The following is a 23,133-nucleotide window of genomic DNA, read 5'->3' as shown; positions in this document are numbered from 1 at the left end:
GCCAGCGCCGGGGTCGACGCCCTCAGACCTCTCTCAACGCCAGGGCGTCGATCAGTACCTGCTCCCACACCTCGAAGGGGTCCTCGGCCACCGCCTCACGCGCGATCGGCGCGAGCCTGCGATAGTCGTCCTCCGACTCGAAGATCGCGAGTCCGGCGAGCCGATCGGATCGCTCGTCCGCCAGGGTGTGGATGGATCGCAGTCCGTCGCGTCCCGAGATCGCGGCCCCATAGCGATGCATCGACTCGATCAGAGCGCCGCGATGCTCGGGATGCGGGCGATGGATCGACATGAGCACGAACATGCTTCGAGCGTAGCCGCACCCGGGACTTCAGTCCCGGTGAGCACACCCCCACCGGCATACCGTGGAGAGGTGGACGTCGCCGACGACGTTCCCCCGTGGGCCCCGAGCCCGCGCCGTCGCCGGGCGTCGCGTGAGGCGGACGCATGAGGCAGGTCAGGATCCACGGCCGCGGCGGACAAGGTGTGGTCACCGCCGCAGAGATGCTCGCTCGCGCGGGATTCCTCGCGGGTCATGAGGCGCAGGCGATCCCCTCCTTCGGATCCGAGCGCACCGGCGCGCCGGTGGTCGCCTACTGCAGATTCGCGGACGGGCCGCTGCGCACCCGCGAGCCCGTGCTCGCACCCGACGTGGTGCTCGTGACAGATCCCACGTTGCTGGGTCCCGTGAGGCCGTTCGAAGGCCTCGCTCCAGGCGGCCTCGTGATCGTCAACACCACCACGGATGCGCCAACGGTCCGCGACGCGGCAGGCGCCCGCGATGTCGATGCGACCGTCATCACCGTCCCTGCGACCACCATCACGATGACGCACCTGGGCAAGCCGAAACCGGCAGCGGCGATGCTCGCCGCATATGCCGCCGCTGCCGAGGACATCACGCTCGACGCCGTCGTCCAGGTGTTCGATGCGAGGTTCCCCGGAGCCATCGGCGCGGCCAACGCCGCCGCCGCCCGCGAGGCCTACTCGTACGTGAAGGCCGAGCTAGCCGGACCGACGCATGGGCTCGTCGCGGCGACCGGGAAGGAGGCGTCAGATGCGTGAGGTGCTCGAAGGCTCCCAGGCGGTCGCGCGGACCGTGGCACGCTGCCGTCCCGGCGTGGTCTGCGCGTACCCGATCTCTCCCCAGACGCACATCGTCGAGGCGCTCTCCGTCATGGCCCGTACGGGCGAGCTCGCGGACTGCGAGTACGTGAACGTGGAATCGGAGTTCTCCGCGATGTCCGTCGCCATCGGCGCCTCGGCCGCCGGGTCGCGGGCCTACACGGCCACCGCATCACAGGGACTCCTGTACATGTCCGAGGCCGTCTTCAACGCGGCCGGCATGGGCCTGCCGATCGTCATGACGGTCGCGAACCGAGCCATCGGCGCGCCGATCAACATCTGGAACGACCATTCCGACGCGATGGCGCTCCGCGACTCCGGCTGGTTGCAGCTCTACGCGGCCGACAACCAGGAGGCGGCGGACCTTCACGTGACCGCGTTCGCGATCGCGGAGGAGCTGGAGATCCCCGCGATGGTGTGCATGGACGGCTTCGTCCTCACGCACGCCACCGACGTGCTCGAGCTCCCCACCCAGGAGCAGATCGACGCCTTCCTTCCCGGCTACGAGCCGAAGCAGGTGCTCGACGTGCTCCACCCGACGACGATCGGCACGATGGCCGGTCCCGAGTCGTTCACCGAGACCAAGTACCTCCAGCATCTGCGGTTCCTCGACGCGGCCGACGTCATCCAACGTTGGTCGGACCGCTTCCACGACACCTTCGGGCGCGAGGCAGGCGGGCTCGTGGCCCGCTATGACGCGCACACGTTCGACCGCGATCGCGAGGCACCTGGGGCGAACGCCGAGGACATCGTCGTGGTGGCGATGGGTTCCGTGCTCGGCACCCTGCAGGCGGCCCTCCCCGAGCTCCGAGCGGAGGGCATCCCGGTGCGGTTGCTCGGGGTCTCTTCATTCCGCCCCTTCCCCGGCGGCGCGCTGCGCGATGCGCTCGGAGACAGTCGGCATGTCGTCGTCATCGACCGCGCGCTCGAGCTCGGCTCCGGAGGCGTCCTGACAGGCTGCGTGGGGCGCGCGCTCGCGGGGACGCGCTCCCGCATCCACTCCGTCGTCGCCGGCTTGGGAGGACGGCCCATCCTCGAGGAGTCGCTCCGTGACGTGATCCGACGCGCCCACTCACGGGACCTCCCCACTCTGGAGTTCATGGACCTCAAGGCGGGCGGAATCCCGCGCCCGCCCGTCGGCGCGACGGAGGTGGCACGATGACCACGGTCCACATCCCGTTCCTGCAGACCGGCACCCTCGCCGTCGGCGGCAGGCTGCTCGAGGACGAGGAGCGCTCGGTCCAGTCCCAGGCGGACCGGCCGTCGTCCCTGACCAAGGGCCACCGCGCCTGCCAGGGGTGCGCCGAGGCGCTCGCGGCCCGTTGGGTCATGGACACCGCCGTGGAGGCCGCGGACGACAAGCTGATCGTCGCCAACGCCACCGGCTGCCTCGAGGTCTTCTCCACGCTCTATCCGGAGAGCGCGTGGAAGCCGCCCTGGATCCACTCGGTGTTCGCCAACGCCGCCGCGGTCGCCACCGGCATCGCGGCATCGCTCCACGCGCAGGGCCGTGACGACATCCGAGTCCTCGCGCAGGGAGGAGACGGCGGCACGGTCGACATCGGGCTCGCCGCGGTCTCGGGCATGTTCGAGCGCAACGACGACGTGCTCTATGTCTGCTACGACAACCAGGGCTACATGAACACCGGCGTCCAGCGCTCCTCTGCCACGCCGACCTCCGCGCGCACCGCGACCACGCCCGCCGTGGGGTGCCAGCCCGGAGCACCCGTCGGCCAGGGCAAGTCGATGCCGAAGATCGCGATGGCGCACGAGATCCCCTACGTCGCCACCGCCACCGTCGCGGACCTGCGCGACCTGGAGCACAAGGTGCGCACCGCGATGTCGATCCACGGCGCCAGGTACCTGCACGTCCTCGTCCCGTGTCCGCTCGGCTGGGGCGCCTCATCGGCCGAGTCCATCCGACTGTCTCGTGCCGCCGTGCAGTCGGGGATCTTCCCGGTGATCGAGTCGCGCGCAGGTGAGCTGACCGACGTCCAGCCGATCCGACAGCGGATGGACGTCGAGGAGTATCTGCGCCCCCAGGCGCGCTTCGCGCACCTGTTCAAGCCGGGCGGCGAGGACGCCCTGGACCGGTGGCGCGCCATGGCCGAGAGGAACATCCGCCACTACGACCTGCTGGGAGAGCGCTCATGACCGGGCACGACGCACCTCCGACCCACGGACTCTCGACCGGTCCCGCCACGTCGCTCGCGTACCACACGGGCACCTGGCGCACCGAGCGACCCGTCTACGTGGAGCTGTCGCCGCCATGCTCGCTCGCGTGCCCCTCCGGCGAGGACATCCGCGGATGGCTCGGCTCCACCCAGGAAGGCGCACCCGGCTTCGAGGCCGCGTGGCGCCGGCTTGTCTCCGCGAACCCGTTCCCCGCCGTGATGGGCCGCATCTGCTACCACCCGTGCCAAGCGTCCTGCAATCGTGGCGAGCTCGATGAGGAGGTGGGCATCAACGCGGTCGAACGGTTCCTGGGAGACACCGCGCTCGCGGAGGGCTGGGAACTGCCTGCACCGACCACGGAGACGGGCCGGAGGGTGCTCGTCGTAGGGTCGGGGCCCGCGGGGCTCTCCGCGGCGTACCAGCTCCGCATGCTCGGCCACTCGGTGCTCGTGCGCGAGGCCGCAGGTGAACCGGGCGGCATGATGCGCTACGGAATCCCCGCCTACCGGCTCCCGCGCGAGGTGCTGGCGCAGGAGATCAGCCGCATCGAACGCACGGGCGTCGTGATCGAGTGCGAGGCGCCCGTCACCGACCTCGACGCCGCGCAACGCGAGTTCGACGCCGTCGTGCTCACCATGGGCGCGGGCGTCGCGCACCACGTGGACATCCCCGCGGGTGCCGCCTCCAAGATCGTCGACGCGATCGACGTGCTGCGGGACGTCGCCTCGGGCCGTCCCCCGCTCGTCGGGCGACGCGTCGCCGTCTACGGCGGCGGCAACACGGCGATGGACGCCGCTCGTACAGCCCGTCGCCTGGGAGCCCAGGACGCCGTCGTCGTGTATCGACGCACGCAGGAGCAGATGCCTGCCCACCCGACGGAGCTCCAGGATGCGATCGGCGAGGGTGTGCGCGTCCAGTGGCTGTCCACCATCTCGCAGGTGGAGGGCCAGACGCTCACCATCGAACGCATGGAGCTGGACGAGGAGGGTCGTCCGCATGGCACCGGCGAGTTCGAGGAGCTCGACGCCGACACGGTGATGCTCGCCGTCGGACAGGATGCGGACCTGACCCTGCTGGAGAACGTCCCCGACATCCACGTGTCCGACGGCGTGGTGCAGGTGGATCCGACCACGCTCATGACCGGACGGGACGGCGTGTTCGCCGCGGGCGACGTCTCTCCCGGCTCCAGGACGGCCACGTACGCGATAGGTCGTGGTGCCCGGGCCGCCAAGGCGGTCGACGCCTACCTCGCGGCCAGGGTCATCCCAGCCGAGCCTGCTCCCCGCGAGGCCACCTACGACAGGATGACCTCCTGGTACTACTCCGACGCCCCGAAGCAGCATCGCGGCGAGCTGGAGGCCGCCCGACGCGTGACGGGCTTCGAGGAGGTGCTCACCGGGCTCGACGCCGAGCATGCAGTCTTCGAGGCGCGGCGGTGCATGTCATGCGGGTCATGCTTCGAATGCGACAACTGCTTCGGCATGTGCCCTGACGACGCGATCAGGAAGCTCGGCCCCGGCATGCGGTACGAGATCGACTACGACTACTGCAAGGGGTGCGGCATCTGCGCCGAGGAGTGCCCTTGCGGCGCCATCGACATGATCCCGGAGGTCAAGTAGCCGCGGCTCCCCTCATCGTGAGTCCGACGGTGTAGCGTGCACGCGACAGTTCGCCGCACACGCAAGGAGCACCCCTTCATGGAGCCGATCATCCGCGTCGTAGGAGTCGTGATGCGCGATGAGCGTGGCCGCATCCTCACGGTGCGCAAGCGTGGGACCTCGCGCTTCATGCTCCCTGGCGGCAAGCCGGAGCCGGAGGAGACCGTGGAGGAGACCGCAGCGCGTGAGTGCGCGGAGGAGCTCCATGCCGTGCTGAACCCGGAGCAGCTCACGCTGCTCGGACGCTTCGAGTCCGCCGCCGCCAATGAGCCAGGGCACCGGCTCGAGTCCACGGTGATGGTGCACCCCCTCGTGGCCCACGGCGAGCCTGCTGCGGAGATCGCCGAGCTGCGCTGGCTCGACGCATCGGCGCCGCTCCCCGGAGACCTCGCACCCCTGCTCGAGCACCACGTGGTTCCAGCGCTCGCAGCCCAAGCGGGGCAGACTGAGGAGTAGAGCCCGCGACGAAGCGGTCCCGTCCCGAGGAGGCACGATGCCCCACTTCATGATCTCCGTGATCGACGCCTCGACGTCCTCGGCGACACCGGCGGAGATGGAGCGGATCGACGCGTTCAACGCCCATCTGATCGAGGAGGGCCGCTGGGTGCAGGCCGCCGGGCTCGCCCACCCCCGCGAGGCCAGGATCGTCGACGGGCGCGGAGAGACCGCGACGGTCACCGAGGGCGCTCTGCACACCGGCGCCGAGTTCCTGTCCGGCTTCTGGATCGTGACCGCGCCGGACCGTGACACGGCAACGCACGTCGCCGTGCAGGCCTCACGCGCGTGCGGTCGACGAGTCGAGCTCCGGGAGTTCCTGGGCGGTTGAGCGAGGGGGCCACGGTCCGTCGGCGCCCTCGGCTGCGGTTGCCGTGACCCGTGCTGTGCCGCACCCTGGATCCCAGGGGGACACGGCACCGACACCACGGCACGCACAAAGGGGTCCCCATGGAACTGGCACGGCGCGCGCAGGCGGCGGAGTCCGAGATCGCCCAGATGACGCGCTTCCTCGCGCAGATGGACGGCCTCGCCGACATCCCCGGCACGATCGACCTCACCTTCGGCAACCCGCACGAGATGCCCCTCACAGGGCTGGTCTCCGCAGTGCGCGAGCAGGTGGAGCCACGCTCTGAGAGCTGGTTCGGCTACAAGACCAACGAGGACCAGGCGCGCGACGCCGTGGCCACGGGCCTCCAAGCCGAGACCGGGCTCGCCTTCACTCCGGACGACATCGCGATGACGCAGGGCGCCTTCGGCGCGATCGAGCTCGCCTTCCACCTGCTCACCGACCCCGGCGATGAGGTCGTCATCCCCGAGCCAGGATGGTTCTGCTACCCGCCGATGCTCCGCGCCGCCGCAGCCGTGCCGGTGACGGCTGCGCTTGACGACAGCACCTTCGATCTGGATCTCGACGCGATCAGCGCGGCGCTCTCCCCGCGCACGCGGATCGTCGTGGTCAACTCCCCCGCCAACCCGACGGGACGCATCTATCCGCGTGAGCAGCTGGAGGCCCTTGCCGCGCTCCTCGAGGACGAGTCGGCCCACCATGGTCGCCGGATCTGGCTCCTCAGCGACGAGCCGTATCGCCGCATCCGATTCACGGGCGAGGGCTTCACCAGCCCCGCTGCCGTCTACCCGTGGACCATGATCGACTACAGCTACGGGAAGATCCTCCTCGCGCCAGGCCAGCGCCTCGGATACCTCGCGCTCTCACCTCTGATGCCCGACGAGGTGCGGCGGGAGATGCAGCAGGCATTCACGCCACTTCAGCTCTCGATCGGGTGGGGCTTCCCCGACGCGTTGATGCAGTACGCGGTGCCTGCGCTGGAGCGCGTCGGCATCGACCTCGTGGAGCTCGAGCGCAAGCGCGACCGCACCCATGGCGCCCTGACCGCCGCAGGCTTCGACCTCACCTTCCCCGAAGGCACCTTCTATCTGTGGGGACGCGCGCCAGGCGGCGACGGCGACGCCTTCACCGAGCAGCTTGCAGGGCGAGGAGTGTTCGTGATGCCCGGGAGGATGTTCAACCGTCCCGGCCATTTCCGCATCAGCCTGACCGCGACCAGCGAATCGCTCGAGCGGGCGGTGCCGGTGCTCATCGAGGCCGCCCGAGTCACGACGTGAGACGAACGCCGGCGACGGCGTTCCGCGTCAGCACTGGGACCGCACGTACTCGTCCTCGCCCCTGGGGACCAGGTCCCTGTCACGCAGCACCAGCAGCCGTGACCGTCCGTCAGCGCCGCAGACCTCGGTGAACGTCTTGTCGCCCTCGGCGAGCGCGTCGGGGTACTCGATCTGCAGCACCGCCGATCCATAGGCGTCGATGTAGGCCTCGCACTCGTCCCACACTGCGCACTCCTCCACCACGGCGAAGTCGAACCCGAGACCTTCCGCCGCGATCTCCACGGTGTTCTTCTGAGCGATGGCAAGCCCGGCATCGTGGGCACGTGCGACGTACGCGCGAACCAGGGCCATCGCCCCCGCCTCGGCGACGCCTGGGAAGCGGGTGAACGTGTCGAGGTTGTCCATCTCGACCGCATCGAAACCGGCCGCAGCGCAGTCATCGATCCACGGGCCCACGATCTCGAGGATCTGGGCGCGCTGCGCCGGGGTCGCGGGATCGAGCACCAGCTCGTCGGGCCAGTCGGGATCGAAGACAGGCTCACCGAGCGCGTCTCGCAGCACAGCGCCGGTCTCGAGCCACACCTCCTGGTCGCCAGGCTGGCTCTGGAAGCCGTTGACGTAACAGACGCTGTACGCGCCTTCGAGCGGTCCGTCCGACGGTTCGCGGACCACCACGTCGATGGCGACCTCACTGCCCCCGGCGGCCACCGTGTCGTACGCGCCTTCGAGCGGTCCGTCCGACGGTTCGCGGACCACCACGTCGATGGCGACCTCACTGCCCCCGGCGGCCACCGTGTCGTACGCGCCTCCGAGCTGGTAGTCGAACACGCCCTCACTCGGTGGTAGCGCGAACTCCGCATGGTCGACCGAAGGACTGACCGCGTCGGTCAGGGCCGGCAGGGGCTCCTCGCTCACGCCCGCGCACCCGGCCATGAGGACCGCGCCCAACGCCGCGCCGCTCACTCTCCCTTTCACGCCTGCCAGTATGGAGCGAGGCACCCGGACTCATCCGTAGGCTCGACCCATGCCTCATGTGCTCCTGTCAGGATTCGAGCCCTTCGACGGTGCCGATGCCAACCCTTCATGGGACGCCGTCGCGGCGCTGGCCGACTCGTGGGACGGCCCCGCCGAGGTGTCTGCGGTGCGCCTGCCGGTCGAGTTCGCGCGGGCGTCGTCGTACCTCCTCCAGGCGGTGAAGGATCGCTCGCCCGACATCGTGATCGCCACCGGAGTTGCGCAGGGCCGCAGGCACGTCACTCCGGAGCGGGTGGCGCTCAACCTGGACGATGCACGGATCCCCGACAACGCGGGAGCGCGTCCCGTCGAGACGCCGATCGACCCCGAAGCGCCGGCCGCGCTCTGGTCCACGCTGCCCGTCAGCCGGATCGTCGAAGGGCTGACCGCCGCGACCATCCCTGCACGGGTGTCGCTGTCGGCTGGGGCCTACGTGTGCAACCACACGTTCTTCAGGCTTCAAGCAGCCGACGCGCCGACCGTCAGGAGGTCCGGCTTCATCCACGTGCCTGCGACCACCGAGATGGGTCTGGGCGAGGACGTTCCGACGATGCCGCTCGCCACCCTCATCGAGGCGCTCCGCATCGCCGTCGCGACCACGCTCGCGACCCTCGAGGACGATCAGGCCTGCTTCTCCTCGTCGGTGAGGAGACCCGCCCACCCCTCGTAATCGCCGCCGTAGGTGCGCGCGAACTCCTCGCACAGGTCGATCGTCTCGCGCAGGAAGTCCGGCACGAGCGGCTCCTTGTACCCACGGATGAAGATCATCCACTCGGGGATGTCGTGGCTCGGTTCCACGAGCTCGTGGAAGATCCGGCGCGAGCGAAGCTCGTCGGCTGCGGCCTTCGCCTTCACGTCCGAGGTGAAGGAGAGGAAGAACTCCGACTCTCGGGGTGCACCGACGTCGGCACCCCGCGCCTCGAGAGCGGCGAGCTGCTCGGCGTCGTCGCTCCACAGATCGTAGGGCTCCACCCGCTTGCGCCCGCCGAAGATCTTGTCCAGGAAACCCATGGCACCACCGTAGTCGCCCCACGGAGCCGCCCCGGGAACTTCGTCACTTCCGCCGCTGCCAGAGGCGCCTCCCCACCGCGCGACCACACGCCCTGGTCACTAGGGTGGACGACAAGCCAACGACAGGAGTCCCCGATGTCAGCTCCGTGGCCAGGCGACGAAGGCGCGCGGGATCGCATAGGTCCGCAGGATGATGGCGGGCTGATCGTTCCACCCGACGACTGGACCCCGAAGCAGGCTCAGGAACCCGGCGCCGGTACGCAGATCCCTGGCTCCCCCGTTGAGGAGAGCGCGCTGCCCGGCACGGCGCCCGGCACTCCTCCGAACCCGGTGCGCGAACCCGTGCCGAACCTTGAAGGACTCGCCTTCACGCGCGCCACCGAGCACAACTCTCGTGCGGTGATCGGGATGGCGCTCTCAGGGATCGCCGCGGCGCTCATCCTCGCGTTCATCGCAGGCTTCAACTCGCCCCTGCTGATCACCGTGGCATTGGGCATCGGGGGCATCGTGATGGGCTGGCGAGGCTACCTGGCCGCCCGGAACGGGCTCGCAAGCAACGGGACGCTCGGCATCGCCGCCGTGGTCGTCGGCGCGCTCGCGATCCTCTCCGTCGTCGGGATCTACGCGATGGTGCTCTTCGCGCTCAGCCAGATCATCCCCTGAACTCCCCGTCGAGCCGACCCCGTGTGGGAATAGGGGCGGCTCACGACCGTGTTCCCACCTCGACAGCGACGACGCGATGCCGGAGGGAGCCATCCGTGGACCACGAGCAGGTCGGCCCCGGCGGACAGCCGCCGAACAGCCCCTTCGGCACGGAGGAGAGCCTTCGCGCCGTCGTGCGTGAAGACGGCACGACTCCACGCGTGCTCGTGCTCGGCGCGACCGGATACATCGGTGGACGCCTGGTCCCTCGACTTCTCGCGGGCGGCTATCGCGTAAGGGTGCTGTCGCGCTCGGCGTCCCGGATCGCCGCGCTTCCTTGGGCCGACGAGGTCGAGGTGGTCGAAGGAGACGCCGGCGACCCGCAGGCGATGGAGCGGGCGATGCAGGAGGTGGACGTCGTCTACTTCCTGGTGCATTCGATGATCAGCGGACGGGACTACGGCCGGCTCGACCGTGCGATCGCGATCAACGTCGCCAAGTCCGCAGCGGCCCACCGGGTCAGCCGGATCGTCTACCTTGGCGGTCTCCACCCCGACGACGTGGAGCTCTCCGCTCACCTCGCCTCCCGCCGCGAGGTGGGAGACATCCTGCTGGCGTCTGCCACGCCGACGCTCGTCCTCGACGCCGGCGTCGTCATCGGCTCCGGCTCGGCATCGTTCGAGATGATCCGCCACCTCACCGAGGTGCTGCCGTTCATGCCCGCGCCCAAGTGGGTCAGGAACTTCATCCAACCGATCGCAGTGCGCGACGTCGTCTACTACCTGCTCGCCGCAGCGCGAGTGCCGCCCGAGGTGAACACCGAGGTCGACATCGGCGGTCCCGACGTCATGCGCTACTCGGAGATGATGAACGGGTACGCCGCCGAGGCAGGGCTCCCCCAACGGAGCATCGCCGCCCTGCCGGTCCTCACGCCTGGCCTCGCCTCCCACTGGGTGGGCCTCGTGACGCCGGTCCCGCGCCAGATCGCGCGCCCGCTCGTCGAATCGCTGCTGCACTCCTGCGTGGTGAAGTCCGACGAGGTCGACTCCCTCATCCCGAAGCCGCCTGAGGGCCTCACCAGCTATCGCGAGGCAGTGCGCCTCGCCCTGGGACGGATCGAGCTCGACGACGTGGAGACAAGCTGGGTCGACGCTCGCGTCACGGGAGTCCCGAGCGATCCCATGCCGAGCGATCCCGAGTGGGCAGGACGTACCGTCTTCGTCGACGCGCGGCACAAGGCCACGACCGCGACGACCGATGCCGTGTGGAGCGTCGTCTCGCAGGTGGGAGGCGCGACGGGGTGGTACTCCGCCTCGGTCCTCTGGGCGGTGCGCGGCCTGATGGATCGGCTCGCTGGAGGCGTCGGGCTCCGTCGGGGCCGACGCGCGCTCACCGAGATCAGGGTGGGCGACGCCGTCGACGTGTGGCGGGTGGAACGCGTCGACCGCGGACGTCTCCTCCGCCTTCGCGCCGAGATGAGGGTGCCAGGGAAGGCCTGGCTCGAGCTCGGGGTCGACCCCACCGACGAGGGATCGGACTACTGGCAGCGTGCCGTGTTCTTCCCGCGCGGGCTCACCGGACGCCTGTACTGGCTGGCCATGCTTCCTTTCCATGGCCTCATCTTCAGCGGCATGGTCAACCGCATCGTGTCCGAGGCGGAGGAAGCGCACGCCGACGCCTGACCCCGGGCGACCGGCCCGGGCCCTCGCCCACTAGTTCGCGACCGGCGAGAAGGTGTCGTACTGCTCGATGACCGCACGGATGCGTGCAACGGCCTCGTCATCGAGCCCGGCGTCGCCGGTGATCTGGTGCAGGCCGTCGACCGCGAGGTTGCCGTACTTGTGGCCGGCATCCTCCGGGACCGCCGTGGACAGGATCAGATCGATCACGCCCTGGAACGCCGTCACCACGGGGATCCACACCATGTCGTCACTGACCGCGTCCGAGCGTTGCCCGTCGATCAGCCATTCCGGCTTGGACCAGATGACGCTGGGACCGATCCAGACGATCGGATCGTTCCCATGCTGAAGGTACGCGACGCGCGTCTCCTCCCACTCGCCCGGGAGCTCCTCCAGCCCGCCCCATGCGTCGGCCCACCTGACGTGCGATCCGCCGTCCAGGGTGGGAAGCGCATACGGACTTCCCGCGTCGCGCGCGTCCTGGGTGGCCGCCCAGATCGGCGTGAACGACGGTGTGCCGGCCAGCACCGCACCGTCCGTGGAGGCCATGAGGTCGTCCAGGTCGTCGTACGCCGACTGGATGCCGAGACTGCCGAGGCTCAGGCCGTAGACCACCAGCTGAGGGCGATCGCCTTCGGGAAGCTCGTTCCACCATCCGGTGACGGCCTCGACCAAGGCAGTCGTCCCGTCCTGGGACGCGTCGGGCGTGAGAATCGCTGAGACAGGGCTGCCAGTGGCGGTGTACTGCATGGACACGAGCGCCGTGTTGCCCGCGTGGAGGTACTCGAACCCGTCGATCGCGGCAGGATCCACCCACCCGGAGCCCGTGCTGCCCGCGATGAGCAGCACGTCGCGATCTGCCGCACCCGTGCGCTCGAGCTCGGCGACCGCCAGCTCCGCGTGCTCCTCGAACCCGCCCGGCGCGTCGAGCCCCACGTACACCCGGATGGGCTCTGTCGCCTCGACTCCGGTCACGAGCGCGATCTGCTCGGCGGTCGGTCCGCCCCCGACGATCTTGGCCCCCGCGAAACCCACCTCGTCCCACGCGACCAGGCTCTCCGCGCTTCCAGAGCGCAGCGGACTCGTGGGCTGCGCGTACTCCGGGTCGTACTGGCGGTTCTTGTGGGCCGACGCGACCGTCAGCAACCACGAGACCGCCGACAGCCCCAACGAGAAGACCACGAGCATCGCCACCACCGTCGTCACGCCCGACGTGAACGCCGCGACACGGGGCCGATCGTCACGCCCGGGCATGCGGGGCGAGATGAGCGCCCAGAGCCGTCGATAGCCGCCGGCGACGCCGCGCCCGATCGCGAACGCGAGCCACGAGCCGAGCGCGAAGGCGAGGGCAGCGATCAGCCAGTCGAAGCCGCTCGTATCGGGCATTCCCACGGCCTCGCGCACCGAGTTCTGCCACCCGAGGGCGAACGGCATGAGCGCCGCGGCGCCGACCACGCCGATGACCACCACGATCCAGGCCTTCGCGTCGGCAGCGGCGGGGATGCGCCCGCGCCCGAGCCTCGCGATGCCTCGCCACACCAGCACGCCCACTCCGTAGCCGACGGCGAACGCCAGCCCGGAGACGAGGCCCTGGCCCCATGCAGGCCGCGGAAGCAGGGACGGCGTCAGCGACAGCGCCACCGCCACCAGTCCGACCACAGCACCCGCGACATCCAGCGTCGCCCCGACCCGCACCACTCGCACCACCGCGCGCCCCTTCCGTCACGCTCACACTAGCGGGCGACGCCTCCTCGCAGGTAGGTAGCGGACTCCGACATCGTGAGACGTAGGGGCGACCCCGTGTGCGTCGGCTACCTCGGCCGCTCGTGCCGCTCGTAGACGGCGTCCAGAGGACCCGGATGCCCGTCTCACCAGCATGCGCTCGTGGACCGTGGTGGTCCACGAAACCCGCATCTTCCGGGCCTCTCCTTCTTTTGACGGTCCCGGCTCCATGGGTTTCACTTGTCGAGAGGAACACGGCGCACCATCCGACGGGGAGGGAGACCACCTAGCGCGACTACGGAGTCGCGTATCAGGGTGGTGCGGCAGATACGGCGTGAGCACGTCACGCGCCGCAGCCGAGCATCCTGACGCGCCGAGGGGGGCGCTCCTCGCCAGCCGGCCGCGACCCGCTCACGCCCGCCGACGGTCGAACGCTCCGCCCGACTCCCAAGCCGCACGCGGCACGATGTCGACCCGGGCGGGAGAAGCGGCCACGGGTCGGCACGACGGAAGACGGTCCCCACCATGTCCACATCCACCTCCCACGGCACCGGAGGGATGGTCCAGCTCGACGCGGACCAGCTCGCACAGCTCAGGATGCAGTTCCGCGGAGAGCTGCTCACCCCCGGAGAGCCCGACTACGACGCCGCACGCGCCGTCCAGAACCTGGCTATCGACAGGCATCCAGGTCTCATCATCCGATGCTCGGGCGAAGCCGACGTGATCGACGGCGTCAACCTCGCGCGCGAGCATCACCTCCTGCTCGCGGTCAGGGCCGGTGGACATCACGTCGCAGGGCACGGGAGCGTCGACGGTGGGCTGGTGCTCGATCTGCGCGACATGAACGGCGTCTGGGTGAACCCGGCGCGTCGCACCGTCCACGTTCAGGGAGGCGCCACCTGGGGCCAGGTCGATCGCGAGACGCAGGTCTTCGGCCTCGCGGTGCCGGGAGGCGTGGTCTCAACCACCGGAGTCGGAGGCCTCACTCTCGGCGGCGGAATCGGCTGGCTGCACCGTCGCTGGGGGCTGGCATGCGACAACCTCCTGTCAGCGACAGTCGTGCTGGCAGACGGGTCGCTGGTCACAGCGAGCGCCGACGAGCACCCGGATCTGTTCTGGGCCATCCGAGGCGGCGGCGGCAACTTCGGCATCGTCGTCGACTTCACCTTCGAGGCCCATCCCGTAGGACCCGAGGTGGCGCTCGCGGCCGTGTTCCACCCCATCGAGGCGGGCGCAGACCTCCTGCCCCAATGGCGGGACCTCGCGCTAGCCGCGCCCGACGAGGTGACCACACGGGCGATGTACTGGTCCATGCCTCCCAGCGACGAGCTGCCTCCGCCCATCCAAGGGCAAGACGTGCTGATCATCGCTGCCATGTACGCAGGCGACGCCACCGAGGGAGCCGAGGCCATCAGACCGTTCCGCGAGCTCGGAGCGCCAATGTTCGACATGACGGAGTTCATCCCCGACTATCGCGCCTTCCAGGCAGGATTCGATGCACTCGCGAGCGACCTCCATGCGTACTGGAAGTCCCTCTACCTGAACGAGCTCGACGACGAGGCGCTCGCGTTCATCCACGCGCAGGGGATGTCGCGCCCCGACCCCGCGACGCTGATCCATATCCCGATCATGGGAGGTGCTACCGCGCGGGTCGCGCCAGACGCGACGGCATTCGGCGACCGCGGTGCGCCCTTCATGCTCAGCTTCGACGCGCAGACCAGGGATCCCTCCAACTACGCGACGGTGCGCGAATGGGCACGCACCACCTCCGAAGCAGCGCGGTCCCTCAACGGAGCGCGTGGCGCGTACCTGAACTTCTCGGGAGACGAGGCCACGGACACGCGCGTGCTCGACCAGCAGTACGGGCAGAACATGTCCCGCCTCCGCGCGATCAAGAAGCAGTACGACCCGCACAACCTGTTCTGCGTGAACAACAACATCACCCCCGCGGCGTGAACCGCCACGCGCGCTCGGTGCATGCATCGGCGCCGGCGCCACCACCGCATGACTGAAGGGAGACAGCGATGGAGGAACTGCTCGAGGCCGGCCATTCAGCGAGTTGGGACGGACAGCGGTACGTGGTCCACGCCCCCACCGGCATCGAGATCGGGACGCTCGAGCACGTGGGCGACATCTGGGAGTGGGTGGAGTTCACCACCGAGTACGACCGGGGCGTGGAGACCGCCGACAGGTCGTTTCCCACCCCTGCCGCCGCGATGCACGCGATGCTCGAGCACGGAGGTTGGCTCGTCTGAGGAGCAGGAACAGCACCGCCCCTTCCGAGGCGCGCACGCCGTAGGGTGGCTCCACACGCACGATGAGTCGGGAGCGCCCGTGAACACCACCCTCACCGCCCTGCCAGGCGTCCGCGTCGGCCATTCCACGCATCTCGACAGGCTGACGGGGTGCACCGTGGTGCTGTTCGACGAGCCTGCCACCGTGGCACTGAAGGCGTACGGCGGCGGGGCCGGCGGATTCAACACCGGTGGCCTCAAGTCCGGGAGCACCGACTATCGGCTGAACGGAATCTTCGTCGCAGGTGGAAGCGGCACCGGGCTCATGGCGGGTGCATCGATCCTGGAGGCCATGCGGGAGGACGGGGTGGGCTTCCGCTCGGGACCTGGGGGCGTCGTCGTCAATCCCTCGGTGACAGGCGCCGCGATCTACGACCTGGGCATGAGCGTCGCACCTTTCGAGGCGGAGTTCGGGCGCGAGGCCTACCTCAAGGCGTCGGCTGATCCGGTCGCGAGCGGGAACGTCGGCGCCGGCACCGGAGCGTCGGTCGGGAAGTTCCTCTGGCTGGACGGAGGCGCGAAGGTGGGCGCGATGAAGGGTGGCGTCGGCTCAGCCCGCGTCGACCTGGGCGGCGGCATCACCGTCGTCGCGATGTCGGTCGTCAACGCGGTCGGCAACATCGTCCTCCCCGACGGACAGATTCTGGCGGGCAACCGTTCCGAGGCCGGCGGGTTCTCCAGGTACGACCAGGTGAGCGACATCGTGACCCGCAGCCTCAGCAACACCACGATCACCGTGGTCGGAACGAACGTGGATCTCGGTTCCAAGGAGCACTACGAGAAGCTCGCGCACCTCGCCACGCACGGCCAGGTGCGCGCCATCAACCCCGTGCACACCTCCGCCGATGGCGACTCGCTCTTCGTCTTCAGCACCGGCACGCTGCGCGACCCTCTCAACGCGAACGGCCCCTACTTCAAGGAAGGGCCCACGGACATCCATCTCCAGGTGGACCTGCTGGGGTACGCCGCGGCCCGCGCCGTGCAGGAGAGCATCTACGACGCGTGCCGGGCCGCCACCTCCGTGGCCTTCGACGACGCGTATGGCGGGGTGGTTCCCGCCGCTTCCTGACCGCCTGGCCGACGGTGCGCCTCCCGGTCGCAGACCCGCGTCCTCAGCGCGAGAATGGAAGAGAAGGCGTCGCCTTCCTGGCGTCGCCGGGAGAGGCCATCATGAGCGCCGTACCCACCCAGTCGCCCCCGTCCCTTGAGGGCGCCATCAAGAGACTCGCCCTCCCCTGGGGTGAACTGTGCTTCATCGGCACGTCGATCGTGCTTGTGCCGTTGCTCGGATCTCTGCTCGCACTTCTTGACCCGCCCGGGAGCCGGGGAGAGAGCTTCGGCTGGGCTTTGGTGCTGGGCGGCACGTACGCCGTCACCGGCGTGGTTCTCGGCGTTCCTCTTCTCGCGCTGACCCTCCGCGGGTGGCTGTCCCGCGTCGCCGTGCGGCGGGAGCCGTGGAGCCTGGCCCTTCTTCAGGCCGGCATTGCCGCGCTCGTGGCTCTGCCGCTGCCCCTCGCACTGCTGCTGGGCGGTGGAGAAGACCCTTCTGCCCTCACCGTGGTGGCAGGCTGCGCGTTCTACGCCGGTCCCGCCATCGTCGCCGCGGCGCTCGCAGGGCTGCTGTCGCGCTGGGCCGCCTCCGACCCGAGGCGCGCGTCGCGCCTCACTATCGCTGGCGCCGCAGCCGTCGGGATCATGCTGGTCGCGGCGCTCATCGCGCAGTTCATGCCACTGTTCCTGGCGTAGCCGAGCGAGCTGACACGCGCGAAGGGCCGTTCACCGGGGGGATCCCAGGTGAACGGCCCTTCCAGCGTCGCGATGCAGCGCGCAGTCGAATGCGCGCTAGTCGCAGAAGCCGCTCGCGGCCAGCTCGCGCGCGAGAGCGTTCTTGCCCTGGCCCTTGTTCTCCATCGACTGGACCAGCTGGCCGACGTTGTCGAGGCCAACCGCGCCGGCGTTGACGGCCTTGTGGATCTGGCCGAAGCACGCGGCGTCCGCGGGCGCGGCGTTCGCGGTGCCTGCGAGGCCGACCACTGCGAGAGCGGTCACGAATCCGGTGACGATGATGCGCTTCATTGGGCTTCCCTTTCGTCGACGGGCGCCTTGTGCGTCCCGCTTACCCCCTACTTCCGACGGGAGGCGCCGCGTGGATGCAGCGAGGCAGGAATTATGCTGTGAGCGAACGCGAATGCTCCGCTTGGCGTGTGGCAGAGTGACCACGTGAATGGATCCGCGCTGGCACGAACCGCCGAAGCCGTCCGTGCCGCCGCTGAGCGCCGCGCCGACCGGCACCGATTGTCGGTGCAGCTCCAGACCGCCGAGACGCTTGTCGCGCGGCGGCGGAACGAGCTGGCGGCGCTGGAGCGCACGCTGCAGGTGGAGCGCGCGGATGTTCACGCGCTGGAGCACCTGTCGCCCACCAAGATCTGGTCCACGCTGCGCGGCACCACGGCCGATCGCCTTGCCATCGAGCGCGCGGAAGCGGACGCCGCACAGCTCGCCGTCTCCGCCGCTCAGACGCGGCTGGGCAGCGCCCTCGCTGACGAGGCGCGCCTCCGAGCCGACCGCGATGCCCTCGGTCAGGCTGATCGTGCGTACCGCGAGGCCCTTGACGCCCATGAGGACGCGTTGCGCGCAGCCGGCGGCCGCGAAGCCTCAGCGCTTGCGGAGCTGTCTGCGCAGGTGGGCGTCGGCGAGGCGCACCAACGAGAGATCGACGAGGCTGTCGTGGCACTCCGAGAGGCACGCGCTGCCCTGCACGAGGCGCTCAGGAGTCTTGGCAGCGCAGGAGGCTGGGCGACCTACGACACGTTCTTCGGCGGCGGATTGATCGCCGACCTCGCCAAGCACTCCAAGATCGACGAGTCGACAGGGGCGTTCGTCGAGGTGAATCGGGCGCTCGAGCGGCTCTCCATCGAGCTCGCCGACATCGGGGTCACGGCGCTCGACGGAGTCACGATCTCCGACACCTTGGCGGTCTTCGACGTGGTGTTCGACAACATCGTGAGCGACTGGATGGTGAAGGACCGGATCTCCCAGGCAAGGGCAGATGCTGAGAGCCTGAGCCATCGTCTCGATCAACTCGCGGACGAGTTGGACGCGCAGTCCCGCCGGAACCAGACGCACCTCACCACGTTGCGGGGTCGACGTGAGGCCATCCTCACCGGCCTCTGATGGGTCAGCGCCCACCCCGCGGCCGCCGTTGAGGACGAGGGGGCACTCCCTTCGCCGCGACGACGGTGTCCACCGGGATCCGCTCGACTCCACGCACGCCGTCCACCACCAGCGCCTGATCATCGACGCTCAGCAGCTCACCGAGAGCATCAGTCGCCTCTCCCGTGGGGATCAGGTAGCGCACCACTACGCGCGCGCCGGGAGGCGGAAGACTGATCCGACCCTGTCTGCTGCTCCACTCAGGCATGTGCCCATCGTCCCAGAACTGCAAGGCCCCCAACTCCGGGACCGCGCTCGTCGCCCGAAGCTAGGCTTTGACCGTGATCGACCCTGCCCGCACCTCGGCTCCTCGTGAGTCCACGCACTCCCTCTTCGCTGCGTCCCGACGGCCTGGTCTACTGATGGCGGTGTGAAGCGGTGAGCAACGTCTTCGACTCGATGCGGCGCTGGCCCGACGTCGAGGCCCCGGGACTGGTGGCCGTCGACGCGGCAGACCGATTGATCCTGGACGAGTCCGCGGAGCTGCGCGAGTCAGCCGGGCCAGGCGACATCGTGGTGATCAACGACGCGTACGGAGCGCTCACGCTAGGGGCGGCCGAAGCGGGGGCAAGCGGGATCCGCACGCACCTCGACGCTCTCACCGGTGAGCGCGCGCTCGAAGCCAACGCCGCACGCGTCGGCCTCACCGGCAGTTTCCGCACGCTCCCCTTGGGGGCCGCGTTGGTAGCTGGCGCGCGAGTAGTCCTCCTGCGCCTGCCCCGGTCTCTCGACGCGCTCCGAGACATCGCGGGCCTGATCGCTGCGCACGCAGACCCCAGCGTGGTCGTCGTCGCGGGCGGGCGTCTCAAGCACATGTCCGTGTCGATGAACGCGGTGCTGAGCGAGCACTTCGGGCAGCTGGACATCAGCCATGCTCGGCAGAAGTCCCGAGTGCTGCTCGCCCGCGCACCGCGGGATGGCCGTGACCCTACGCCTGCCGCCGCACAGGTCGCTGGTCTCGAGGTGCGTGCCTTCGGCGGGGTGTTCGCCGGCGCACGGCTCGACATCGGCACCCGCCTGCTCCTCGACAACCTTCCCGACGCCCCGGCAGGCGGGACGCCGGACGATCCCCTCATCGACCTGGCGTGCGGCACGGGCGTCGTCGGCGCGTGGATGGCGACGCGATATCCCCGCGCACATGTCTATGCGTGCGACCAGTCCGCCATCGCCGTCGCGTCCGCGCACGCGACGATGCTCGCCAACGGCGTCAGCGACCGCGTTGAGGTGGCGCGCGACGACATGCTGGGCGGCAGGCCCGCCGCCAGCGCCTCCTTCATCGCCTTGAACCCGCCGTTCCACTCCGCCGCGGCCGTGACCGACCTCATCGCACCCCGCATGTTCGCCGACGCAGCCCGGGTGCTGCGCCCCGGAGGTCAGCTGTGGTGCGTGTGGAACTCCGGGCTGAGGTATCGGCCGCTGCTCGAGCGGACGATCGGCCCCACTCAGCAGGTCGCGCGCAACGCGAAGTTCACCGTCACCGTCTCCACGCGACGATGACGACCATCCGGCGCCTCGCGAGACGTAGACGGTGCCAGGATTCGTGAAGGTCAGACCCGCGCGGCGAGCCGCGGGAACACGCGAAGCGCGTTGCCGGAAAGGATGGCCTCGCGTTCGGCCTCGGACACGTGCGCGGCCTTGATGTACCGGAGCGTGTCGTCGAAGTAGTGGCCGGTCTCAGGGTCGATCCCCCTCACCGCGCCCACCATCTCCGAACCGAACAGGATGTTCTCGACCGGGATCACGTCGGTCAACAGGTCGATGCCCGGCTGGTGGTAGACGCACGTGTCGAAGAACACGTTGTTCATGAGGTGCTCGGCGAGCGCCGGCTTGCCGAGCATGTCCGCGAGCCCTCGGTAGCGACCCCAGTGATACGGCACCGCTCCCCCGCCGTGCGGGATGATCAGCCGCAACGTGGGGAAGTCGGCGAACAGGTCGCCCTGGAGCAGCTGCATGAACGCGGTGGTGTCGGCGTTCATGTAGTGCGCTCCGGTTGCATGGAACGCGGGATTGGCCGACGCGGAGACGTGGATCATCGCGGGGATGTCGTGCTCGACCATCCGCTCGTAGATCGGATACCAGTAGCGGTCGGTGAGCGGCGGCGAGGTCCAGTTCCCTCCGCTCGGGTCGGGATTGAGGTTGACGCCGATGAAGCCCTGAGCGACCCGCGCCTCGAGCTCGCGCACCGCCGCATCCAGAGGCTCGCCCGCGGTCTGCGGCAGCTGAGCGACGCCCACGAACGTCCCTGGGAAGAGGTCCACCACCCGCGCGATGAGGTCGTTGCAGGCGACGGTCCACGCGATCGAGGTGTCGAGGTCACCCAGGTGGTGACCCATCGCCGAGGCACGCGGCGAGAAGATGGTCACGTCGGCGCCGCGTTCGCGGAGGAGCCGCAGCTGGTTCGACTGGATGGTCTCGCGGATCTCGTCATCGGTGATGTGCGGGTACTCCGGGGCTGCCTGGCCCGCGTTCCACGCGGCGAGCTGAGCCTCGCGCCACTGCGTGTGCGCAGCTGGTGCGGTCGTGTAGTGCCCGTGACAGTCAATGATCATGGTCAGTCCTCCCGATCAAGGCCCGCGGCGCTGCGCACCGCGTCCACCAGCGCCGAGGTGCTCTCCTGCGGCAGCACCTCGCCGTACTGCGCCGCCCACCGCTGACGGTGCACGGCGGCGGACGCCATCCACGCGTCCACCCCCGCATCGGCCACCGTGGCGGCCGCCTCCTCCATCTCCTCCGCGCGGCGCACGCCGTGCTGGAGGGAGCGGGACATGAAGTAGCCGGCGATCGCGTCCCAATCCGCCTCGGGCAGGATGTTCGACAGCGAGGCGATCACCTCGCGATCGACCCCGTAGTGACGCGCTGCGAGCAGCGACTCCGACAGCAGCGCCTCGAGGCCCTTCACCACCACGGAGCGGCACAGCTTGGTCGCGGCGGCCACCCCGATCTGCTCCGCTCCGACGCGCGCCTCGGAGAGCCCGAACGCGTTGGCGTCGCCGCTGAACGCCGCAGCATGAGGCCCCCCAAGGATGAAGGGAGAGGCGAGGCGGCGGGGCTCGATGGGTGACATGAGCGCCGCCTCGACGTAGCGGCCCCCCGCGGCGTGGATCACACTGGCCGCCTCCTGCTTGTGCGCAGGGGAGCTCGAGTTGAGGTCGAAGAACCACGTGTCCGCGCCAAGTCCCGGGGCCGCAGATGAGGCGGCGGGCACGCAGTTCATCGCGGTCACGGCGCTCACCACGAGCGCGGCGCCTTCGACCGCCGCTGCAGCCGAGGCCGCAGTGGCGACGCCGAGGTCGTGCGCATTCCTGGCAGCGCGTGACTGAGCGTCGTCGAGCGCCACGTCCCACGCGACGAGGTCGGTGATCCCGAGCGCGCGAAGATCCTCCGCGAACACCCGGCCCACCTCGCCCAGGCCGATCAGGGCGACGCGCGGCATCATGTGGACTCCTTCCGGGGTGATCGGGGATGGACGCGGCCGTCCATGATCATGCGTGCGGTGCGCAGCAACCGGGTCTCTCCAGTGGGGTCGACCATGAGGTCGAGGAACCCCGTCGGGTGCTCGACGCGGATGCGTCGGTCGGCGCGCGGCGCCGGAGCGAGGCCCTCCGCGACGCTCCCCTGCAGGCTGACACCCGCGGCGACGGAAGCTGCGCCCAGCACCCCGATCGCCTCATGAACGCGGAACGGGATGAAGCTTCGCGTGCGGATCGCGCCGCCCTCACCAGGCTCCGAGAGAAGGACGATCTTGGGCGTGGTCGTGGTCTCCGGGGTACCGGCGATGCCCATGAGCGGGAATGCCGCGGCCCTGATCTCGGCCACACGGGCGACCAGGTCCGCGTTCGACTCGAGCTTCGCCGGGTCCTCGTCACCGGTGATCCCCAGGTCCGCGGCGCGCACCAGGACGGACGCCATGCCGTTGTCGATGAGCGTCGCATCGACCCCGGCGATCCGGTCGACCGGGTTGCCCGTCGGCAGAAGCGCACCCGACGGTGGTTCGACAGCGACCTCGACCGGCGAGGCTGTACCCGGCACACCGGAGATCTCAGCATCGCCTTCGTACGTCACCTCGCCGCCTGGTGTATGGACGGTCAGCGCGGCGACGGTCCCGGTGTTGACCATGCGCACGCGCACCACGGTGCTCCCGTCACGGGCCGGGACCAGGCTCCGTTCGATCGCGAACGGAGCTACGGCTGCCAGGATGTTGCCGCACGTCTGCGAGGTCGACACCACAGGCTTGTCGACCGCGACCTGAAGGAACAGGTAGTCGATGTCGGCCGCGTCATCCTCGGACCGGCTCACCACGCCCACCTTGGAGGTGAGCGGGTGAGCCCCGCCCAGCCCGTCGATCTGCCGCAGGTCGGGGCTGCCCATGATCCGCAACAGGAGGTCGTCGCGCGCAGCCGCGTCGGCCGGCAGGTCGTCAGCGAGGAACAGCGCCCCCTTCGAGGTGCCGCCTCGCATCAGCGCGCACGGGATACCGGACAT

General features: G+C 69.6%; 25 protein-coding genes. 16 read left to right on the top strand and 9 right to left on the bottom strand.

Annotated features, from left to right (window positions below; genetic code table 11):
- Nucleotides 1–22: 22 nt before the first annotated feature.
- Nucleotides 23–304: a hypothetical protein gene (locus QQX04_RS09585; protein ID WP_301128566.1), complete on the bottom strand. Its 282-nt coding sequence runs from the start codon at nucleotides 302–304 to the stop codon at nucleotides 23–25.
- Between the two features lie 143 nt (nucleotides 305–447).
- Between QQX04_RS09585 and QQX04_RS09580 the strand changes: the two genes are divergently transcribed.
- The 7 genes from QQX04_RS09580 to QQX04_RS09550 all read left to right on the top strand — a co-directional run bounded on the left by QQX04_RS09580 (nucleotide 448) and on the right by QQX04_RS09550 (nucleotide 7,076).
- On the top strand, nucleotides 448–1,062 hold the full coding sequence (locus tag QQX04_RS09580; protein ID WP_301128565.1) for a 2-oxoacid:acceptor oxidoreductase family protein: 615 nt from the start codon (nucleotides 448–450) through the stop codon (nucleotides 1,060–1,062).
- Nucleotides 1,055–2,284 carry a transketolase C-terminal domain-containing protein gene (locus QQX04_RS09575; RefSeq protein WP_301128559.1) on the top strand — a complete coding sequence of 410 codons (1,230 nt, stop codon included), beginning with the start codon at nucleotides 1,055–1,057 and terminating at the stop codon, nucleotides 2,282–2,284. The genes QQX04_RS09580 and QQX04_RS09575 overlap by 8 nt, the downstream gene beginning before the upstream one ends.
- Nucleotides 2,281–3,276, top strand: a complete 996-nt coding sequence (locus tag QQX04_RS09570; protein WP_301128557.1) for a thiamine pyrophosphate-dependent enzyme — start codon at nucleotides 2,281–2,283, stop codon at nucleotides 3,274–3,276. Before QQX04_RS09575 ends, QQX04_RS09570 begins: the two co-directional genes overlap by 4 nt.
- Nucleotides 3,273–4,916 (top strand): NAD(P)-binding protein, encoded by a 1,644-nt coding sequence (locus QQX04_RS09565; RefSeq protein WP_301128555.1) that lies wholly within the window; start codon nucleotides 3,273–3,275, stop codon nucleotides 4,914–4,916. The genes QQX04_RS09570 and QQX04_RS09565 overlap by 4 nt, the downstream gene beginning before the upstream one ends.
- A 78-nt stretch (nucleotides 4,917–4,994) precedes the next feature.
- A complete protein-coding gene (locus QQX04_RS09560; RefSeq protein WP_301128553.1) occupies nucleotides 4,995–5,411 on the top strand; it encodes an NUDIX hydrolase in 417 nt (138 codons plus the stop codon).
- Between the two features lie 37 nt (nucleotides 5,412–5,448).
- The gene (locus QQX04_RS09555; protein ID WP_301128552.1) at nucleotides 5,449–5,781 is read left to right on the top strand and encodes a YciI family protein; all 333 of its coding nucleotides are present in this window, start codon (nucleotides 5,449–5,451) and stop codon (nucleotides 5,779–5,781) included.
- A 119-nt stretch (nucleotides 5,782–5,900) separates the two neighbouring features.
- Nucleotides 5,901–7,076: an aminotransferase class I/II-fold pyridoxal phosphate-dependent enzyme gene (locus tag QQX04_RS09550; RefSeq protein WP_301128550.1), complete on the top strand. Its 1,176-nt coding sequence runs from the start codon at nucleotides 5,901–5,903 to the stop codon at nucleotides 7,074–7,076.
- A 27-nt stretch (nucleotides 7,077–7,103) separates the two neighbouring features.
- On the opposite strand, the gene QQX04_RS09545 is transcribed toward QQX04_RS09550, so the two are convergent.
- Complete coding sequence (locus QQX04_RS09545) at nucleotides 7,104–7,991, bottom strand: endo alpha-1,4 polygalactosaminidase (protein WP_301128548.1); 888 nt, start codon at nucleotides 7,989–7,991, stop codon at nucleotides 7,104–7,106.
- A gap of 109 nt (nucleotides 7,992–8,100) precedes the next feature.
- Here QQX04_RS09545 and pcp point away from each other — a divergent pair, with 109 nt between their 5' ends.
- Nucleotides 8,101–8,760 carry a pyroglutamyl-peptidase I gene (gene pcp / locus QQX04_RS09540; protein WP_301128546.1) on the top strand — a complete coding sequence of 220 codons (660 nt, stop codon included), beginning with the start codon at nucleotides 8,101–8,103 and terminating at the stop codon, nucleotides 8,758–8,760.
- Here the strand turns inward: pcp and QQX04_RS09535 are convergent.
- The gene (locus QQX04_RS09535) at nucleotides 8,712–9,101 is read right to left on the bottom strand and encodes a ribonuclease E inhibitor RraB (protein ID WP_301128544.1); all 390 of its coding nucleotides are present in this window, start codon (nucleotides 9,099–9,101) and stop codon (nucleotides 8,712–8,714) included. The genes pcp and QQX04_RS09535 overlap by 49 nt on opposite strands.
- Before the next feature lie 135 nt (nucleotides 9,102–9,236).
- Between QQX04_RS09535 and QQX04_RS09530 the strand changes: the two genes are divergently transcribed.
- Together QQX04_RS09530 and QQX04_RS09525 are read left to right on the top strand one after the other, a co-directional pair.
- On the top strand, nucleotides 9,237–9,764 hold the full coding sequence (locus QQX04_RS09530; RefSeq protein ID WP_301128542.1) for a hypothetical protein: 528 nt from the start codon (nucleotides 9,237–9,239) through the stop codon (nucleotides 9,762–9,764).
- A gap of 95 nt (nucleotides 9,765–9,859) precedes the next feature.
- On the top strand, nucleotides 9,860–11,425 hold the full coding sequence (locus tag QQX04_RS09525; RefSeq protein WP_301128540.1) for an SDR family oxidoreductase: 1,566 nt from the start codon (nucleotides 9,860–9,862) through the stop codon (nucleotides 11,423–11,425).
- 30 nt (nucleotides 11,426–11,455) lie between these two features.
- On the opposite strand, the gene QQX04_RS09520 is transcribed toward QQX04_RS09525, so the two are convergent.
- Nucleotides 11,456–13,129, bottom strand: coding sequence for an alpha/beta-hydrolase family protein (locus tag QQX04_RS09520; protein ID WP_301128538.1), 1,674 nt, complete (start codon nucleotides 13,127–13,129; stop codon nucleotides 11,456–11,458).
- A 540-nt stretch (nucleotides 13,130–13,669) separates the two neighbouring features.
- Here QQX04_RS09520 and QQX04_RS09515 point away from each other — a divergent pair.
- From QQX04_RS09515 to QQX04_RS09500, 4 genes are all read left to right on the top strand, one after another.
- Complete coding sequence (locus QQX04_RS09515) at nucleotides 13,670–15,100, top strand: FAD-binding oxidoreductase (RefSeq protein ID WP_301128536.1); 1,431 nt, start codon at nucleotides 13,670–13,672, stop codon at nucleotides 15,098–15,100.
- Between the two features lie 68 nt (nucleotides 15,101–15,168).
- Entirely contained in the window at nucleotides 15,169–15,399 is a 231-nt protein-coding gene (locus QQX04_RS09510; protein ID WP_301128534.1) for a hypothetical protein, read from the top strand.
- 79 nt (nucleotides 15,400–15,478) lie between these two features.
- On the top strand, nucleotides 15,479–16,507 hold the full coding sequence (locus tag QQX04_RS09505) for a P1 family peptidase (RefSeq protein WP_301128533.1): 1,029 nt from the start codon (nucleotides 15,479–15,481) through the stop codon (nucleotides 16,505–16,507).
- Between the two features lie 101 nt (nucleotides 16,508–16,608).
- Entirely contained in the window at nucleotides 16,609–17,184 is a 576-nt protein-coding gene (locus QQX04_RS09500; RefSeq protein WP_301128531.1) for a hypothetical protein, read from the top strand.
- A gap of 96 nt (nucleotides 17,185–17,280) precedes the next feature.
- Here the strand turns inward: QQX04_RS09500 and QQX04_RS09495 are convergent, their stop codons facing one another.
- Nucleotides 17,281–17,514 carry a hypothetical protein gene (locus QQX04_RS09495; RefSeq protein ID WP_301128529.1) on the bottom strand — a complete coding sequence of 78 codons (234 nt, stop codon included), beginning with the start codon at nucleotides 17,512–17,514 and terminating at the stop codon, nucleotides 17,281–17,283.
- Nucleotides 17,515–17,658: 144 nt separating this feature from the next.
- Between QQX04_RS09495 and QQX04_RS09490 the strand changes: the two genes are divergently transcribed.
- Complete coding sequence (locus tag QQX04_RS09490) at nucleotides 17,659–18,612, top strand: hypothetical protein (RefSeq protein WP_301128527.1); 954 nt, start codon at nucleotides 17,659–17,661, stop codon at nucleotides 18,610–18,612.
- Between the two features lie 4 nt (nucleotides 18,613–18,616).
- Here QQX04_RS09490 and QQX04_RS14665 read toward each other — a convergent pair whose 3' ends face one another.
- Nucleotides 18,617–18,859: a putative acetyltransferase gene (locus tag QQX04_RS14665; protein WP_436968474.1), complete on the bottom strand. Its 243-nt coding sequence runs from the start codon at nucleotides 18,857–18,859 to the stop codon at nucleotides 18,617–18,619.
- Between the two features lie 191 nt (nucleotides 18,860–19,050).
- On the opposite strand from QQX04_RS14665, the gene QQX04_RS09485 reads away from it, so the two are divergent.
- Nucleotides 19,051–20,148: a class I SAM-dependent methyltransferase gene (locus QQX04_RS09485; RefSeq protein WP_436968478.1), complete on the top strand. Its 1,098-nt coding sequence runs from the start codon at nucleotides 19,051–19,053 to the stop codon at nucleotides 20,146–20,148.
- Nucleotides 20,149–20,198: 50 nt separating this feature from the next.
- On the opposite strand, the gene QQX04_RS09480 is transcribed toward QQX04_RS09485, so the two are convergent.
- Genes QQX04_RS09480 through QQX04_RS09470 form a run of 3 tightly spaced genes read right to left on the bottom strand, consistent with a single transcriptional unit; the run spans nucleotide 20,199 to nucleotide 23,133 of the window.
- Nucleotides 20,199–21,200 (bottom strand): amidohydrolase family protein, encoded by a 1,002-nt coding sequence (locus QQX04_RS09480; RefSeq protein ID WP_301128523.1) that lies wholly within the window; start codon nucleotides 21,198–21,200, stop codon nucleotides 20,199–20,201.
- 2 nt (nucleotides 21,201–21,202) lie between these two features.
- Complete coding sequence (locus QQX04_RS09475; protein WP_301128521.1) at nucleotides 21,203–22,087, bottom strand: DUF1932 domain-containing protein; 885 nt, start codon at nucleotides 22,085–22,087, stop codon at nucleotides 21,203–21,205.
- Nucleotides 22,084–23,133, bottom strand: a complete 1,050-nt coding sequence (locus tag QQX04_RS09470; protein WP_301128520.1) for a PrpF domain-containing protein — start codon at nucleotides 23,131–23,133, stop codon at nucleotides 22,084–22,086. The genes QQX04_RS09475 and QQX04_RS09470 overlap by 4 nt, the downstream gene beginning before the upstream one ends.

The sequence above is a fragment of the Demequina zhanjiangensis genome (assembly GCF_030418315.1).
GTDB classification, from domain to species: Bacteria; Actinomycetota; Actinomycetes; order Actinomycetales; family Demequinaceae; genus Demequina; species Demequina zhanjiangensis.
Note: the sequence above shows the minus strand (reverse complement) of the source record. Positions and strands in the feature narration are given on the sequence as shown.